The organism is Deinococcus sp. KSM4-11, from assembly GCF_004801415.1.
In the GTDB taxonomy this organism is placed as follows: Bacteria; Deinococcota; Deinococci; order Deinococcales; family Deinococcaceae; genus Deinococcus.
Window position 1 is genome coordinate 185,541 of the sequence record NZ_SSNX01000005.1, and the last position, 16,232, is coordinate 201,772.

The following is a 16,232-nucleotide window of genomic DNA, read 5'->3' on the forward strand; positions in this document are numbered from 1 at the left end:
ACTACACACTAATCTCAGCGAACCTCGCGTTCTCCTGAATGAACAGCTTGCGCGGTCCCACTTCTATACCCATCAGGTTCTCGAAGACTTCGTTGGCGACAATGAGGTCTTCGATTCCTACGCGCTTCAGCGCCCGCGTCTCGGGGTTCATGGTGGTGTCCCAGAGCTGGTCGGCGTTCATCTCGCCCAAGCCCTTGAAGCGCTGGATGTCGTACTTCTTGCCTTCCTTGGTGGCCTGGGCCACGGCGACCTTGAGGGCGTCGTTGTCGTACAGGTACGTGCCCTTCTTCTCGCGGCCGACCATGATGCGGTACAGGGGGGGCTGGGCAATGTACAGGTACCCAGCTTCGACGACGGGGCGCATGTAGCGGTAGAAGAACGTCAGCAGGAGGGTGGCGATGTGCCCGCCGTCCATGTCGGCGTCGGTCATGATGATGATCTTGTGGTACCGCAGGTTGCTCAGGTCGAAGTGCATGCGGTCGCCGGTGCCCTCGACGCCTGCGCCGATGGCGGCGATCAGCGCGCGGATCTCGGCGTTCTTCAGGATCTTGTTCAGCTCGGCCTTCTCGACGTTCAGGATCTTGCCGCGCAGGGGCAGGATGGCCTGGAAGCGGCGTTCGCGTCCGCCCTTGGCGGAGCCACCGGCGGAGATGCCTTCCACGATGAACATCTCGGACTCGGCCGGATCCTGGCTGGAGCAGTCGGCCAGCTTGCCGGGCAGGTCGTCGTTCTCCAGGGGGTTGCTGCGGCGCACGATGTCGCGGGCCTTACGGGCGGCCTCGCGGGCGCGGGCGGCCTCGGCGGCTTTCTCCACAATGGTCTTGCCGACTTTGGGGTTCTCTTCGAGGAACTCGGCGAACTTCTCGCCCACGACCGCGTTCACGGCGGTCTGCGCCTCGCTGTTCAGCAGCTTGACCTTGGCCTGCGATTCGAATTGCGGTTCGCCCAGCTTGACGCTCACCACGCAGTAGATGCCTTCCAGCAGGTCGTCGCCGGTGGGCACCGGGTTGCCGGACTTGATGAGGTTCTTATCCTTGGCGTACTTGTTCAGGATGCGGGTGTACGCGGTCTTGAAGCCGGTCAGGGGCGTACCACCATCACGGGTGCGGATCATGTTGGCGTACGTCAGGATGTTGTCGCTGGCATAGGTGTTCGCGTGGATGAACGCCACCTCGACTTCCACGTCGGCGGCCTTGCCTCGCATGACGATGGGCTGGTCGTACAGCAGTTTGGTGTCGTCGGTGACCAGCGCGCGGGCGAAGTTGGCGATGCCGCCCTGCTCGAAGAAGGTCTCCTCGCGCACCTCGCCGCCGTGCAGGCCGGTGCGTTCGTCACGGATCACAATCTTCAGGCCGGTCAGGTACGCCAGTTCGCGCAGGCGGTTGCGGATGCGGTCGTAGTTGAACTGGTTGTCGAATTCCTTGAAGACCGTGGGATCCGGCTGGAACCAGACCTTGGTGGCCCACTTCACGTCGCTGGGCGTGTCGCCGGTCACGTGCAGCGGCTCGACCAGGGTGCCCTGCTCGAAGCGGACGTGATGGAGTTTGCCGTGCTTGTTCACCGTCACGTCGAGGAAGGTGCTCAGGGCGTTCACGACGGTGGAACCCACGCCGTGCAGGCCGCCGGAGACCTTGTACGCGCCCTGGCCGAATTTGCCGCCGGCGTGCAGTTCGCTGTAGATGACCTCGATGGCGGGACGGCCCTTGCTCTTCATGATGTCCACGGGCACGCCGCGGCCGTCGTCGGTCACGGTGGTGCTGCCGTCGGCGTGCAGGATGACGTGAATCTCGGTGGCGAAGCCCGCGAGGCCCTCGTCGATGCCGTTGTCAATGATCTCGGTGAGGAGCTGGTGGTAGCCGTCGATGCCTGTACCGCCCTGAACGTACATGCCGGGCCGTTTGCGGACGGCGTCCATGCCCTCGAGCACGGAGATATCGGCGGCGGTGTAGTCGGCGTTGGGTTGGGTGTTCGTGCCGATCTCCTCCACGAGGGTGGTCTCGGTGCTGTCGATGTTCTTCTCGTCCAGTTGGGTCATGGAACTCCTGCATCGCGGCCCGCCGGGGCGGGTACGGTAGAAAGGGAAAGTGGTGGAGATGGTGCGCTGACGCGCCGTCCAACGTCTGTCCAGTATACTACCTCAGTTGAAACCGGTCAAATAAATTACGTTGTGAACAGAAATCAATAGACCGGGTTCAGAAGACTGGAATGCCGTCTGCATCACGGTCTATCGGCTTCCCCGTGGCGGTCGGGGAGGGATGTCACCGCCTCCTCCCTCCGTCAGCCGTCAGAATGTGAGATGCATGTCCCGTCCCGCTGCCCTCCTCACCGCCCTGATCGGTTCGACCCTGACCGTCGCGCAGGCCGCGCCCGAGTGCACTCTGCCCGTTGGGCCACTGCCCACCCGTACCCGCGCGGTGTTCGTGCTGGACACCAGCGGCAGCATGCGCGGCCTGGGCGACGGCAAGGCCAACATCTTCGGACGGGTCACGGCGGCCATCAACACCTACGTGCGCGCCACCCGGCCGGATCACGTGGAGCTGCTGACCTTCGACAGCGGCGTCCGCTCGCGCCAGGACTTCGGAGCGCCCGCCGGCACCGCCCGCTGGAATGCTGCGCTCGCGGCCCTGCACGCCGACGGCACGAACACGCACCTGTACCGCAGCCTGCACGCCGCCCTCAGCCCACTGGGCGCCGAAGGCACGTACCTGACCACGGTATTCGTCCTCACGGACGGCATCGATAACGACCCGCAGCAGGCCTTCACGCCCGAGCAGGCGCTCGCGGCGTTCGGTGGGCGCGGACCGCTCGACCGCCTGCATTACGTTGCGCTGGGCACCGACATTCCGCCCGCCGCCCGCCGCGCCCTGATCGCCAGCACTTACGCCGACGGCCAGACCATGCCCGTGAACACCGTGCCCGACCTGATCCGCATCGGCCACGGCGGGGGCCTGATCACGGTGACGGACGCCGCGCACGTCCGCGTGCCCTTCGCCGACACCCAGACCCTGAGCGTGGGCACCGACCCGTCCAGCCGCCGGGTTCAGCTCGGCTTCCCGGCGGCGCAGGCCGGACTCGTGGGCCTGACGGTGCCAGGCGCCCTGCCCTACGGCGCCCCCGCCCTGCTGTGCGCCGCGCCCGTCGCGCTGAACGGCGCGGTCGCTCCACGGCCGGTGCGCGTGCTGGTGCGTCTTAACCTGCCCGGCGCGCTGGGGCTGCACCTCCTGAATCCTGGGGCCGACCGCCGTCTGGCTGCCGGTGAGGACGTCGTTCTGCGGTACCACGCGCCGGGTGGCCTGCACCTGGATGGCCTGAAACTCCTCGACCTGCCCGCTGGCCTGCGCGGCGAGATCGAGCACCAGCCCGATTCGCGGGATGTGGCCGTGAAGCTCACGAACACCGGACTGACGGCGGGCACCACCGCCCGTCCGATGCTGCTCCTGCCCGGCGGCATGGCGATGACCCTGCCGACCGTGCAGGGGGACGCCGGTGGGCGCGTCCCCGATGCGCTGCCGACGGCCACCCTCCACCGCACGACCGCCCCGCTGCCGAGCCTGCCGCGCTGGTTGGCCTGGCTGCTGCTCGGGGTGCTGGTGCTCGCAGGCGGATTCGCTGCCCTGCGGTGGCGCCGCCGCTCGGCGTCCAGGCCACGGGCGAAGACCGGCGTATCGCCCGCTCCGGTCGCCTTTGCGGACGTGCCGAGCGTCGAGGGCATCGAGTACAGCGAGGACCGGCTGCTGGCCCTGGTCGGCGTGAATGGCGACGTGACGGGCGTGTCTACCCCCCTCGACGGCCCCTTCGACGTGGGCCACCTGGCGCGCGTCCCGCACCTGAGCGGCCTGCGCTTCGAGCAGCACCGCCACGGCCTGCGCAGCGTGCAGATCCCGGACGATCTGGAGGTCAGCCAGGGAGCCCGACTGCTCCGCAGCGGGGACATCGTGCGGCCCGGCACGCTGCTCGGGGTGGCCGTGGCCCGGCCCGCCCGCGCGCCGACAGTGCCGCTCGGTTCCCTGTCGGGCCTGGGCCTGCCGCTCACGCTCCGCGCCCAGGGGCACACCCTGCACGCGGCCGGACCGTATGGGGAGCATGCGGTCACGCTGCACCCCGGCATCACGGATCTCGGCGACGCGCTGGAGGCTCCGGCGGTGCGCGGCCTGCGCCTCGCGGTGACGGGCAGCAGCGTCCTGCTGGCGGAACTTCCGGCCAGCCTGGGCCTGCGCCGCCCCGGCGAGGCCGAGTCCATTACGCCGGGCACGGCCCTGAGCAGCCTGCTGACCCTCGACCTGCCGGATGTCGACGATCCGGGCGGGAGCACGCCGCGCTAGGCTGCCCCTATGGAGTGGCTGCGGCACGTTCACGGGTTCCAGATCGTCGGGTTTCCTCTTCCCCTGTTTCCCACGCCTGTCGCGCTGGCCACGCTGATCCTGTTTCTGTGGAGTATCGGCCCGGCCGTGAAGGGGCAGGTTCGGCTGGGTTTCCTGGTGTGGCTGCGGATCGCCTGGGCGGCCTTTCTGATCCCGGCGGTGATCGGCGTGATCCTCGCGCTGGGCGGGCTGAAGGTACCCAGCGCCACCGACGCGGGCAGCGGCGTCACCAAGTACGGTTACCCGGTCGATCCGAGCCGGGACGCCGAACACTGGATGTACGCGGCGTTCACGCTGCTCACCCTGTACGTGATCGAGGTGCTGGTGAAAGGCCGCATGATCGAACACCGGGTGGGCCTGAAGTACCTGCCGCTGGCCACGCTGTTCCTGTACGGCTGCGCGTACATGATCGGTCGGGTCGCCGTGTTCCCAGGCAGCACGCCCGGCACCTGAGACCGCAGCGGAACGGGGACGGGCACCGAGAGCTGTTCCTCCGCCGTCGCGCAGGTCGCTGTCCATGGCGCTCACTGGCCCGCAGCCAGCGGACTCACGACCTGGACATGAACGTCGGATCGCTTGCCCGATCAGCCGACCTCCGGGCAGAGGACGACCGCCTGGAGCCGTCCTGGTGGGCCTTCACACTGCGGGTGCGCCCCCGGACTGTGTAGACCTGCGCTGGACTGTCGATCTGCCGGGCCTCATGCTCTGGTGACAGGCGGATGCTTCCCTGTTTCACGATGCTGCGACGTCTTCTGCTCCTTCCCCTGCTGCTCGCGGCCCTGACCGCGCCCGGCCTCACCGCTGCCGGGGCGGCATCTGCGGCGCGCACCGTGACCGTGCAGCGCGGCGATACCCTCCCGCGCATCGCGGCCCGCAGTGGCGTTAGCGTGGCCCGGCTGCGCGCCCTGAACGGCCTGAAAGGTGACGCCCTGATCCGCGGGCAGGTATTGCGCCTCGGGCCGGTTTCCACGACCAGACCGGCCGCGCCGCAGGGCCTGTACACCGTGAAGCGGGGAGACTGGCTGAGCAAGATCGCTCAGCGCTACGGCGTCACGGTGGCGGCGCTCCTCAAGGCCAACACGCTGCGTACGGCGGTCATCACGCCCGGCCAGAAACTGATCGTGCCCGCCCGCACCCAGCCCCTCCCTGCGCACGCTGCCCACCCCGCCGCGCGGCCTACCACCGAGATCCGCACGCTGTACACGTACATCCGCATGGGTGTGGGCGACACTCCGGTCGCGCTCGCCGCCCGCTACCACCTGAGCGTGAACAGCCTGCGCCGCCTGAACGGCCTGACCTCGTACCGGCAGATGGTGGCCGGCAGCAAACTGCTGGTGCCCACCCGCGTGCCCGTGCCCATTCCGCCCCGGCCGCTGCACCAGCCCGTGACCTTCAAAACCCTCAGGCCCCTGGGCGTGCCGGTGCAGATCATCAGCGTGGACCTGCGGTACCGCTCCACGCTGATCGCGCCCGTGCTGCCCAGCGCGCACCTCGTGTTCGGCAGCGGAGCACGGGTCGGCCAGCTGGCCCGCACCAGCCACGCGCAGGCGCTGATCAACGGCTCGTACTTCCATCCCTCGAGCTTCGCGCCCGCCGGGGACATCGTCATGCAGGGCCGCATGCTCACGTGGGGCCGGATTCCCATGGCGCTGGCCATCACCCCGGACAACCGCGCCACCATCCGCGCCAGCACCACTCCGCTGCTGCGCCGTCCGCTGGACACCAGCTGGGCCGGCATGGAAACCGTGATCGCCACCGGGCCGCGCATCCTGGCCGGCGGGAAACTGACCATCGGGTACAACGCCGCGTTCCGCGACCCCGCCCTGTTCGGCCGCGCCGCCCGGAGCGCCGTGGGACTGGTCAGCAACCGTGATCTGGTGCTGGTCAGCACCCACACCCGCCTGACGACGACCGAGATGGGCAAGCTGATGGCCCGCCTGGGCATCAAGGACGCGCTGCTGCTCGACGGCGGCAGCTCGGCCGGGATCGCCTGGAACGGCTCACCGGTACTGGAGAGCGTCCGCAAGGTCAGCTACGGCATCGGCGTGTTTACCGACTACACCGGGCGCCGTTACCTGCGCTGAGTCCGGGGCGCAGGACAGCGCCGGAACGACCGGGCTGTCCGCGCGCTTACTCGGCCCAGATCCATTCCTTGGCGACCGGCATCTGCGAACTCACCCGGATGACCGTCCGGTCGCCGTCCACCACGCTCAGGTACTGACCATGCGCGGCGTCGTAGAACACGTGCGCCAGCCCATCACGGCCGGTGACGCCCACGCCCTGCGCGATCAGGCCGGCCTGCGCCAGGCGGTCGCAGACCTCGGCCAGGCTGCCTGGCAGCGCGTACAGCGATCCCGGTTGCGCCTGCGAGAGCATGACCAGCACCCCCGTGTCGGGGGTCTGGGCCCCGGCCACGCCGAGCAGCAGACTGCCGACCAGCAGGGCGTGGGCGATCCAGATGGACTTGGGGGTGGTCGTGGGCCGTGCGGGTTCGTTGTTCATGTCGTGCCTCCTGCCGCGCGTCCGCGCTGGCACGGTCAGGGTGCACTGTGCCCCGTGACCGACCGTTGACCGCCGCGTGACCGGCCGGCCCGGCCCTGTACCATGCGGGGATGATGTGTCCCATCCATGACGCCCGTTCCCCGTCCGCGCCGGAGCGCGCGTGAAGCCCGAGCAGCTGCAGTCCCAGATCACGCGCGTGCTCAGTGACGCCATCTCCGGCCTGCGTGATCCGCGCGTACCGATGATCGTGACCGTGGAGCGCGTGACCGTGACCACCGATTACGGCCTGGCCCGCGTGTACGTGAGTGCCATGACCGGCGACGTCGATGATCTGGTCGAGGCGCTGAACCACGCGCGTGGGCACCTGCAACGCCAGGTGGCCGAGCATGTCCGGCTGCGGCGCACGCCCACCCTGGAATTCCACGCGGCCAGCGAGTCCCGCTGGTGACCGGCCCCGCGCCTGCCGTGGAGGCCCGCACGGTTCTGGCCGTCCGTTACGCCGAGACGGACATGATGGGCGTCGTCCATCACGCCGTGTACCCCGTGTGGTTCGAGGTCGGCCGCACCGACCTGATGCTCGCGCTGGGCTTGCCGTACACGCAGATCGAGGCGCGCGGCTACTACCTGATGCTCTCCGGGTTGAGCGTCGAGTACCGCCGGGCCGCGAAGTACGGCGACAGCGTGACCATCCTCACGCGGGCGGCGCAGGTCCGCAGCCGCACCATTACCTTCTCGTACGCGGTCTACCGGGCCGAGGAGCTGCTCGCGACCGGCGAGACCCGCCATATCGCCACGGATCACGCGTACCGGCCGGCGCGGCTACCGGACGACGTGCAGGCCGCCCTGTCCGTGGGAACCCGCTAGCGCTACACTGCCCGGCACATGAGCCACCTGTCGCGCACCCTGCCGATCAAGCGCGCCGCGCACGTCTACCTCGTCCAGAACGGGCAGCTGCTGTTGGTCGAGGAACGCATGGACGACGGCAGCATCTTCTACGGTCTGCCCGGCGGCAAGGCCCATGCGGGCGAGACCCTGGGCGACGCCGCCGTGCGGCAGGTGCTGCACGAGACCGGCCTGAGCGTCACGGACCTCGCCTTCGTAAGTCTGCTGGAGGGCGAACTGCTGACCGGCACCCGCAACGAGTGCTACGCGACCTTCGCGCGCTTCACGGCCGAGTTCAGCGGTGACCTGGCCCCCACCGATCCGGAGGTCGTGGGGCTGAAATGGGTGCCCTTCGAGCAGGTCGAGGCGCTGGTGCGCTACGGCCCGCCCCCGGAGGTCGAGGAACGCAATCCGCTGATCTGGGTGCCCACGCGCGATTTCCTGCGCGGGCAGCCGCGCGCGTACTACCCCATCTGAGATGTCCCGCCCCCTTGGGTGGACGCGGCTCGTCCTGACGGTGGGGGTGCTGGGCAGCGTGCCCGTGGCGGCCCACAGCGTCCAGATCCCGGCCCTGCCGGGAAGTCCCAGGGTGCCCGTGTTGCCCCTGAAGGAGGCGCCTCCCCGTGCCGCGCTGCCGGCTCCCGAGCCTATCGGCGACAGCATCTACCCGGCACTGGGGCAGCGGGGCCTGGACGTCCTGCACTACGACGTCACGCTGCACATCGACCGACCAGGTACGCGTGGGCTGCGTGGCGTGGCGCTGCTTACCCTCACCAGCACCCGCCCCCTGGACACCGTCAGCCTGGATTTCCTGGGGCCGACCGTGCAGGACGTGCGCTGGAACGGCCGACCGGTGCCGTGGCAGCAGGATGAAACCGCCGCCAAACTGCGCCTGAGTCCACCCACGCCGCTGCGGCCGGGTCAGGAAGCGCAGGTCACCGTGAGGTACGCCGGACAGGCGGGCGTGCGGCAGGATCAGGAACTGGGGCTGGATCTGGGCTGGGTGCCGGTCACAGATACGGCCGGGCGGCCCCTGTCGAACTACACCCTGAGCGAGCCCGACGGCACGCGCACCTTCCTGCCGGTGAACGATCATCCGTCGGACCCGGCGACCTTCACGCTGCACGTGACGGTGCCGCGCGGGTACATAGTCGCGGCCAGCGGCCTGCGCGGCACGGAACGTGTGGTCGACGAGGGCTGGGAGTACACCTTCGACCAGGCGCAGCCGATCCCCACCTACGCGCTGGGACTCCAGGTGAACCACTTCCAGCGCGTGGATTCTCCCGCCGTACCCGTCGGCCCGGGTGGCGCGGCCGTGCTGCGGCGCGACTACTTCCCGGACGACACGACCGACGCGGTACGCCGGCCGTACGCGCAGGTGGGGGAGATGCTGCGCGTCCTGTCCGGCTGGTTCGGGCCCTTTCCCTTCCCAGTACACGGCGCGGCCGTGATCACCCCGCGTGTGCCGGCGCTGGAGACGGCCACGCTGCTCACCATGCCCGTCGCGTCCAGTTTCGAGCGCGTGATCGTGCACGAGAGCGCCCACCAGTGGTTCGGCGACACGGTGGTGCTCGGCGACTGGGCCGACGTCTGGCTGAACGAGGGCTTCGCCACGTACGCCGAACTGCTGTGGCTGGAGGCCCAGGGCGACGATCCGGCGGGCATTGCCGCCACGTGGTACGAGCGCCTGCGGGATCAGGGCAGTCGACCGCTGGTGGCGACCAGCGAGGCCCAGCTCTTCGACCAGAGCGCGTACCTGCGGGGCGCGCTGGCCCTGCACGCGCTGCGGGCCGCCGTGGGCGATCCGGCCTTCCGGGGGTTCCTGCAGGGCTACGTGCGGGAATTCAACCGCCGGCCGGTGCGGACTCCGGACCTGCTGGGGTTTGCGGCCCGGTCGCTGGGGCCGGTGGCGGCCATGGTGCTGCGTACGTGGGTGGAGTCGCCGACCCTGCCCCCGCTGCCAGCGCTGAGAGCCCCACGCTAAGTGGGCCTCTGTCCAAACACTGAATAAAGGTGAGGAACGTCACAGCTCATCGAGTGCGGTGGTACGCTCGCCGCATGTGGCCATTCGGAAAGAGTACCGCTGACCGTGTCAAGGACGCCCTCAACGAGCAGCCCCGCCTCAAGGATCTGGGACTCCAGGTCACGGAACAGGGCGGCACCGTGTCGATCACGGGCATGGTGCCGAACGACCGGTACATCACCCTGGTCAAGGTCGTCGCAGAGGGGATCAACGGCGTGAAGTCCGTGGACACCAGCGGCGTGAGCGTCGAGCAGGAGGCCGCTGCGCCCGCCCAGGCCGCGCCTGCTACGCCCGCGCCCAGCGTGGAGGCGCCCGCCACGGAAATCCCGCCGAGCATGCCCGGCAGCGTCAGCACGGGCAACATGAACGCCCGTCCCAGTGCTGGTCAGGTCGGTGCAGCCCCGGCCAGAGCGCAGGTCAGCGACGCCGAGATCAAGGAGATCGAGGACTCCAGCGCGGTCGCCAAGGCGGTGCTGCACGCCATCCGGGGGAACGGTGAACTCTCCGACGATCCCATTGACGTCCTGCAGAGCGGCAAGTCCATAATCTTGCGCGGCGTGGTGGACAACGACCATGAACTGCGCCTGCTGGAGCAGACGGCGCGCGGCGTGAGCGGCGTGGCCGCCGTGGACATCAGCGGCGTGAAGGTCGCACAGGGCGCCAAGGAACTCGTGAAGGAGAAGGACACCTCCACGGGAGACACTGTGTACACCGTGCAGCCGGGCGACAGCCTCAGCGCCATCGCACAGAAGTACTACGGCGACGCCATGGAGTACAAGAAGATTGCGCACTACAACAACATCAGCAACCCTGACCTGATCCACCCCGGCGACAAACTCAAGATTCCGGGCTGACCTTCCCCGCTGTCCACGCGCGCGTTCCGCCTTTGGTGGGACGCGTTGCCCGTGCGCGGCGCGTACGCTTCGTCGCATGATGGTGCCCATGGAGAGCGTGGCGCAGGCGGATCCGGCCCGGCCGGAGTCGCTGCTGGCCGAGCTGCGGACTCCGCGCACGTGGCGCACGGCGCTGTATCTGCTGCTGGCGTTGCCTGCTGGGGCGTTGTCGTTCGGCCTGCTGGTCGGTGGGGTGGTGGGCGGGGTGCTGACCGTGCCGCTGCTGATCGGGGCGGGCGTGCTGCTGGGGAGCCTGTGGCTGGTGGGCGTGCTGGGCGACCTGCATCGCCTGCTGGCCGGCCTGCTGGGCGTGCGCTTCGCGCGGCCCCTGCCGCCCCCGTCCGGGGGCCTGTTCGCGTGGCTGCGGGCCACGCTGGCCGATCCGGTCACGTACCGAACACTGCTGTTCCAGCTGATCCAGCTGCCGCTGGCGGCGCTGTGTTGGGTGGTTCTGGGCGCGCTGGTGACCGTGATCGTGCTGGGCGTGGGGTCGCCGCTGTGGCTGATCGATCCGGCCGCGTGGCCGGTCGTGTGGGGCGACCGCACCGTTACCCCCAGTCTGAGCGCGGTGGTGGGCCTGGAACTGCTGGGCGTGGGCGGCCTGCTGGTCACGGCGGGCGTGATCGACCTGTTCGGGCGGATGTGGACGCGGCTGTCGGTGGCGCTGCTGTCCCGCGATCCGGGGGCAGAGGCGGCCCGGCGCGAGGTGGTCGCGCTGCGCCGCGCCGCTGGCCGGGTCGCGCTGGGCGACGACCTGCACGCCACGCTGCTCGACCTGACCGTGCAGGCCCGGACGGCGAGCACCGCCGACGCGGTCATCCTGCTCGGGGCCGACGGAACGCTGGTGGCCGGCAGTGGCCGCTGGCCGGACGCGCTGCTGGGCCTTCCGGACCGCCTGCCGGGGCCGGGCGCGGCCGACGTGCGCCGCGCGCCGGACGGCACCCTGCTGGCGACCCTGCCGGTCACGCTGCCGGTGATGGCGGGCGGCCCGGAGGGCGGTGTGCTGCGCGCCCGCTACGCTCCCGGCGTGCGCCCCGGCAGCGAGGAACTGGCATTTTTGTTGAGCATCGCGGATCACGTGGGCACGGCCCTGCACGCGGCGCAACTGATCGAGCGGGCGGGGGCACGCGCCGGGGAACTGGAACGCGCCCGCCTGGCCCGCGAACTGCATGACAGCGTGGCACAGGCGCTGTACGGCATCACCCTGGGGGCCAAGACCGCGCGCGCCACCCTGGAGTCGGATCCGGCGCGCACGCGGCAGAGCCTGGAATACACCATCCGGCTGGCCGAAGGTGGGGTCTCGGAGATGAAGGCCCTGCTGTTCAGCCTGCGTCCGGACGCGCTGGAGGAGGGTGGGCTGGTTGCCGCGCTGCAACAGCACGCGCACGCCCTGGAAACCCGGCATGGTCTGACCGTGCATTCGGACCTGCGGGCCGAGCCGCCCCTCGCGCCGGACGCGCAGGCCGTCGCGTACCGGGTGGCGCAGGAAGCCATGCACAACGTGGTCAAGCACGCCCGCGCCACGCAGGTCTGGCTGGAGCTGCGGGTGGTGCCGGGCAGCGAGGTCGTCCTGACGGTGCGCGATGACGGGCGCGGCTTTGATCCGCAGGCCCTGTTGCCGGGCACCCTGGGCCAGCGCAGCATGCGCGAGCGGGCGGCGGGCGCGGGCGGCACCCTGAGCGTGCACAGCGGGGCGGGCGAGGGCACCACGGTCACGCTGCACCTGCCCACAGATCACCGGGCCGCGCCGGGGAGGGGCGCATGACCGTCAGCCCGCCCCCCAGGCCGCTGCCGCCCGTGCTCGGACGCATGGCCGCCGGACTGCTGATCGCCGGGGTGGGCGCGCTGGTCGCGTGGCCGGGCCTGAGTTTCAGTCCCACGCCGGGCATGGCCGCCCTGAGCACTCCGCTCAGCCTGCTGCTGGACGGCCCGCAGCCGCATGACCTGCCAGACTCGGCCAGCGTGCACCTGCGTGGCGACCGGGTGGACATGCGGGTCAGTGCGCTGGACGCCGGCAGTCCCTGGCTGCTGCGCGGCACGGCCCTGCACCGGGGCCGCAACCCGGTCACGCTGGACAGCGAACGGACGGGCACGCAACTGAACGCCACGCTCTCGCTGCGGGTGCAGAACATCGACCGGGGAGGCGTGGTCGTGAGCGGCCCGGAACCGCTGCAACACCGCGTGACCCTGGGCCTGTCGCGGCAGTTGCCCCTGTCCCTGTCGGCCCAGACCGGCAGCGGCGATCAGCTGTTCGACCTCACGCCGCTGCGGGTGCGGGCCCTGAGCCTGCGCACGGGCAGCGGCGCCCAGGAGGTCACCCTGCCGGGCCGCTCTGCCGGGCCGCTCTCGCTGGTGAGCGCCAGCGGTGACATCACGGTGCTCGCCCCGGAAGGCGCCAGCCCGGAGGCGCTGCGGGCCAACACGCAGAGCGGCGACCTGAGCCTGAACCTCGCGGGCGCACGCACCCTTGCGCTGGGGGCGGGCGCGCTGAGCGGGGACGTGCGCCTGACCCTGCCACAGTCCTTCGCGCGCGGCACCATCACCACATCCAGCGGAGACGTGACCGTCACGGCCCCCGCGTCACTGGGCGCAGGAAATCTCGACATCCGCACGCAGAGCGGCGACGTGACCTTGCGGGTGCCGCCCGCCCTGCTCGTCCGGGTGCGCTTCACGGACCGCGATACCGTGATCCTGCCGCCCGGCACCCCGACCGCCACCGCCCCGCAGCTGGACGTGTTCATCGACACGGGGAACGGGACGGTGCACCTTCAGCGGCCCGACGGCATCGACCTGCCGCTGCCCGAAGCGGCCGCGATCCCCACTCCGGCGGCGCGCTCGGTTCCAGCTCCCTCCACCGATTCCAGTGCCACGTCCGCTCCGGCATCCCCCTCCGAGGAGACCCCATGACCACCCCCACTGCCAGTGCCCCTCCCGTTCGCGTCCTGCTCGTCGATGACCACGCGGTGGTGCGCCAGGGGCTCCGCCTGTTCCTGGGCCTCGATCCGCGCATCGAGGTGGTCGGTGAGGCCTCCAACGGGGAGGAGGCCCTACAGGAGGCCGACGCCCTGATCCCGGACGTGATCGTGATGGATCTGATGATGCCGGTCATGGACGGCATCGCCGCTACCCGCGCGCTGCGCCACCGCCTGCCGGACACCGAGATCATCGCCCTGACCAGCACCTTGGAGGAGCACAAGGTGAACGGCGCGATCGAGGCGGGCGCGATCAGCTACATGCTCAAGGACGCCAGTTCCGACACGCTGGCCGACGCCATCCACGCGGCCGCGCGGGGCGAGGTGCGCCTGCACCCCGAGGCGGCCAAGCGCCTCATCCGGGATTTCCGGGGCGGCGAGATGCGCGAGACCCTGACGCCCAAGGAGACCATCGTGCTGCAACTCATCGCGCACGGCTTCTCGAACCGCGATATCGCCACCGACCAGGGCGTGTCCGAGGCGACGGTCAAGACGCACGTGAGCCGTCTGCTGGGCAAGCTGGGGCTGGAGAGCCGCACGCAGGCCGCGCTGTATGCCCTGAAATACGGCATAGCCAGCCTGGACGGCGTGGATCTGTAATCAAGGTGGTAGCCGCTCCCTGATTCCACTATAGTAGACATATGACCACCATAGTGGATGAAGCGGCGGCCCAACTTGCCCAACGCCTGCGCTTGGAACGGGACGTGCGGGGCTGGTCGCTGGCCGACCTCGCCGAGCGATCTGGCGTGGCGAGGGCCACCATCAGCAAGATTGAGCGTGGCGAGATGAGCCCCACCGCCGCGCTGCTCGTGCGGCTGGCCGGTGCCTTCGACCTGACGCTGGCGGGCCTGCTCCTGCGGGCCGAGGCGGGCGAGGGCCGACTGACGCGCGCCGCCGACCAGCCGGTGTGGCGGGATCCCGCCACCGGGTACACGCGCACGCAGGTGTTCATGCGCCCGGATCACCCGGTCGAGGTCGTGCAGGTCGTGATGCCGCCCGGCCAGCGCGCCGACCTGCCGGCGTCCTCGTACGCGCGGATCCGGCAGGTCGTGTGGATCCTGACCGGCTCGCTGGTCATCACCGAGGGCAGTGAGCGCCATGAACTCGGCGCTGGCGACAGCCTGGGCTTCGGCCCGCCCGCCGACGTCACCTTCGCCAACGAAACGGACTCGCCCTGCACCTACGCCGTCGTCCTCGCCCGGAGCTGACCATGACCGACCTGAAGATCGAACCGCTCACCTCCAGCGCCCTGGACGCGCTCACGGATCTGCTCGTCGAGACGGTCGCGCACGGCGGCTCCGTCAGCTTCATGCACCCCCTTCCGCCCGCCGAGGCCCGCGCGTTCTGGCAGGGCTCGCTGGACGCCGCCACGCGGGGTGGCCGAGTCCTGTACGGCGCGTGGGACGGCGACACGCTGGTCAGCACCGTCACCCTGCTCCTCGAGTTCCCCCCTAACCAGCCGCACCGGGCCGAGATTGCCAAGATGATGACCCGCACGGCCTACCGGGGCCGAGGCGCCGCCACCGCCCTGTTGCGCGAGGCCGAGGCCGAGGCCATCCGCCGGGGCCGCACCCTGCTCGTGCTGGACACCTCCGTGGACGGCGGGGCCGCGACACTGTACGGGCGCGCAGGCTACACCCTGGTCGGCGAGATCCCCGACTTCGCGCTCACTCCGGACGGTCGCCTGAACGGCACGCTGATCTACTACAAGCGGCTCCCACGCTGAACGAGGCGCGGGCAGCGGGGAGGACACCTCCGCTGCCCGCGCCCGATCGTTCCCTCAGCCCAGGTCGTCCAGCGTGGCGGCCAGGTCTTTTTTCACGCAGGTGAACATCGGCGTATCGCGCAGGGTGTACATGCTCGCCTCGGTGTAGCGCAGGCGGTGCACCAAATCAACGAACTCCTGCGGGTAATCGCTGTCGAAGCTGACCACGAACTCCTGATCGTCAATGCCGTACGAGTAACTGGTGTTGATCCGCACGCCCTTGAACGGGGTCGACGCATAGATGTGCTCGTCCATCATGCCCTGGCGCGAGTGCGGCGTCAGGTCGTACCACGGCCGGGTCTTGATGAACGGATAGATGAACAGGAACTGCCCCTGCCCCGGCAGCACCTCCAGACCGTGCCCGCTGCCCTCGACGCGGTTCACGTACTGGCTGCGTTTGTTCATCGAGACGAAGTTGAAGGGCTGGCTCAGGTACCCCATCAGCCGCGTGCGGTTCAGCCGCGCCTGCGCGTCCTGGAAGTCGCGCACGTCGAAGGCGATACGCCACAGCATGAAGTCCACGTCGCTGCGCACGCCCACCAGCGAGTAGGGCCGCAGGATTAGGCCCTTCTCGGCCGGCGCGTCCGAGACCCAGCCGTTCGCGGCCGCCAGGAACTCGGCCTTGAGGTCGTCCCGTTCGGCCTGGGGCAGCCGCCGGAACGCCGGATCGAGCTTAAAGAAGGCGTAATTCAGGAACTGCCGCGTGGAGCGGTCGGCTTCCTTCTGCGTGACCTGCCCGCTGGGATCGAGGTCGACCATCATCTTCGGCCGACCCCCGGCGGGGCGGCCTCCGCTGGCCGGCGCCTCACTCTCGGGCGCGGTGGTAGGTGGCTC

16 protein-coding genes are annotated in these 16,232 nt (G+C 69.9%); 13 read left to right on the forward strand and 3 right to left on the reverse strand.

The window, feature by feature from the left end; genetic code table 11:
- Window position 1: 1 nt before the first annotated feature.
- Window positions 2-2,035 (reverse strand): DNA gyrase subunit B, encoded by a 2,034-nt coding sequence (locus E7T09_RS15010; protein ID WP_255578434.1) that lies wholly within the window; start codon window positions 2,033-2,035, stop codon window positions 2-4.
- A 265-nt stretch (window positions 2,036-2,300) separates the two neighbouring features.
- On the opposite strand from E7T09_RS15010, the gene E7T09_RS15015 reads away from it, so the two are divergent.
- From E7T09_RS15015 to E7T09_RS15025, 3 genes are all read left to right on the forward strand, one after another.
- Window positions 2,301-4,322 carry a vWA domain-containing protein gene (locus E7T09_RS15015; RefSeq protein ID WP_136390002.1) on the forward strand — a complete coding sequence of 674 codons (2,022 nt, stop codon included), beginning with the start codon at window positions 2,301-2,303 and terminating at the stop codon, window positions 4,320-4,322.
- A 9-nt stretch (window positions 4,323-4,331) separates the two neighbouring features.
- Complete coding sequence (locus E7T09_RS15020; RefSeq protein ID WP_136390003.1) at window positions 4,332-4,814, forward strand: hypothetical protein; 483 nt, start codon at window positions 4,332-4,334, stop codon at window positions 4,812-4,814.
- 284 nt (window positions 4,815-5,098) lie between these two features.
- Entirely contained in the window at window positions 5,099-6,445 is a 1,347-nt protein-coding gene (locus E7T09_RS15025; protein WP_136390004.1) for a LysM peptidoglycan-binding domain-containing protein, read from the forward strand.
- A 46-nt stretch (window positions 6,446-6,491) separates the two neighbouring features.
- On the opposite strand, the gene E7T09_RS15030 is transcribed toward E7T09_RS15025, so the two are convergent.
- Window positions 6,492-6,863 carry a hypothetical protein gene (locus tag E7T09_RS15030; protein WP_136390005.1) on the reverse strand — a complete coding sequence of 124 codons (372 nt, stop codon included), beginning with the start codon at window positions 6,861-6,863 and terminating at the stop codon, window positions 6,492-6,494.
- Window positions 6,864-7,023: 160 nt separating this feature from the next.
- On the opposite strand from E7T09_RS15030, the gene rbfA reads away from it, so the two are divergent.
- The 10 genes from rbfA (at window position 7,024) to E7T09_RS15080 (ending at window position 15,359) form a co-directional block, all read left to right on the forward strand.
- The gene (gene rbfA, locus E7T09_RS15035) at window positions 7,024-7,311 is read left to right on the forward strand and encodes a 30S ribosome-binding factor RbfA (RefSeq protein WP_136390006.1); all 288 of its coding nucleotides are present in this window, start codon (window positions 7,024-7,026) and stop codon (window positions 7,309-7,311) included.
- A complete protein-coding gene (locus tag E7T09_RS15040; protein WP_136390007.1) occupies window positions 7,305-7,727 on the forward strand; it encodes a thioesterase family protein in 423 nt (140 codons plus the stop codon). The genes rbfA and E7T09_RS15040 overlap by 7 nt, the downstream gene beginning before the upstream one ends.
- An 18-nt stretch (window positions 7,728-7,745) precedes the next feature.
- Window positions 7,746-8,222 (forward strand): NUDIX domain-containing protein, encoded by a 477-nt coding sequence (locus E7T09_RS15045; protein WP_136390008.1) that lies wholly within the window; start codon window positions 7,746-7,748, stop codon window positions 8,220-8,222.
- A 1-nt stretch (window position 8,223) separates the two neighbouring features.
- Window positions 8,224-9,729, forward strand: a complete 1,506-nt coding sequence (locus E7T09_RS15050) for a M1 family metallopeptidase (RefSeq protein WP_136390009.1) — start codon at window positions 8,224-8,226, stop codon at window positions 9,727-9,729.
- 74 nt (window positions 9,730-9,803) lie between these two features.
- Complete coding sequence (locus tag E7T09_RS15055; protein WP_136390010.1) at window positions 9,804-10,622, forward strand: BON domain-containing protein; 819 nt, start codon at window positions 9,804-9,806, stop codon at window positions 10,620-10,622.
- A 76-nt stretch (window positions 10,623-10,698) separates the two neighbouring features.
- On the forward strand, window positions 10,699-12,426 hold the full coding sequence (locus E7T09_RS15060) for a sensor histidine kinase (RefSeq protein WP_136390011.1): 1,728 nt from the start codon (window positions 10,699-10,701) through the stop codon (window positions 12,424-12,426).
- Window positions 12,423-13,568, forward strand: coding sequence for a DUF4097 family beta strand repeat-containing protein (locus tag E7T09_RS15065; RefSeq protein WP_136390012.1), 1,146 nt, complete (start codon window positions 12,423-12,425; stop codon window positions 13,566-13,568). The genes E7T09_RS15060 and E7T09_RS15065 overlap by 4 nt, the downstream gene beginning before the upstream one ends.
- Window positions 13,565-14,233, forward strand: a complete 669-nt coding sequence (locus tag E7T09_RS15070) for a response regulator transcription factor (RefSeq protein ID WP_136390013.1) — start codon at window positions 13,565-13,567, stop codon at window positions 14,231-14,233. The genes E7T09_RS15065 and E7T09_RS15070 overlap by 4 nt, the downstream gene beginning before the upstream one ends.
- 41 nt (window positions 14,234-14,274) lie before the next feature.
- A complete protein-coding gene (locus E7T09_RS15075) occupies window positions 14,275-14,841 on the forward strand; it encodes an XRE family transcriptional regulator (protein ID WP_136390014.1) in 567 nt (188 codons plus the stop codon).
- 2 nt (window positions 14,842-14,843) lie between these two features.
- Window positions 14,844-15,359 carry a GNAT family N-acetyltransferase gene (locus tag E7T09_RS15080; protein ID WP_136390015.1) on the forward strand — a complete coding sequence of 172 codons (516 nt, stop codon included), beginning with the start codon at window positions 14,844-14,846 and terminating at the stop codon, window positions 15,357-15,359.
- A gap of 54 nt (window positions 15,360-15,413) precedes the next feature.
- On the opposite strand, the gene E7T09_RS15085 is transcribed toward E7T09_RS15080, so the two are convergent.
- The gene (locus tag E7T09_RS15085; protein ID WP_136390141.1) at window positions 15,414-16,160 is read right to left on the reverse strand and encodes a chlorite dismutase family protein; all 747 of its coding nucleotides are present in this window, start codon (window positions 16,158-16,160) and stop codon (window positions 15,414-15,416) included.
- Between the last annotated feature and the right edge of the window lie 72 nt (window positions 16,161-16,232).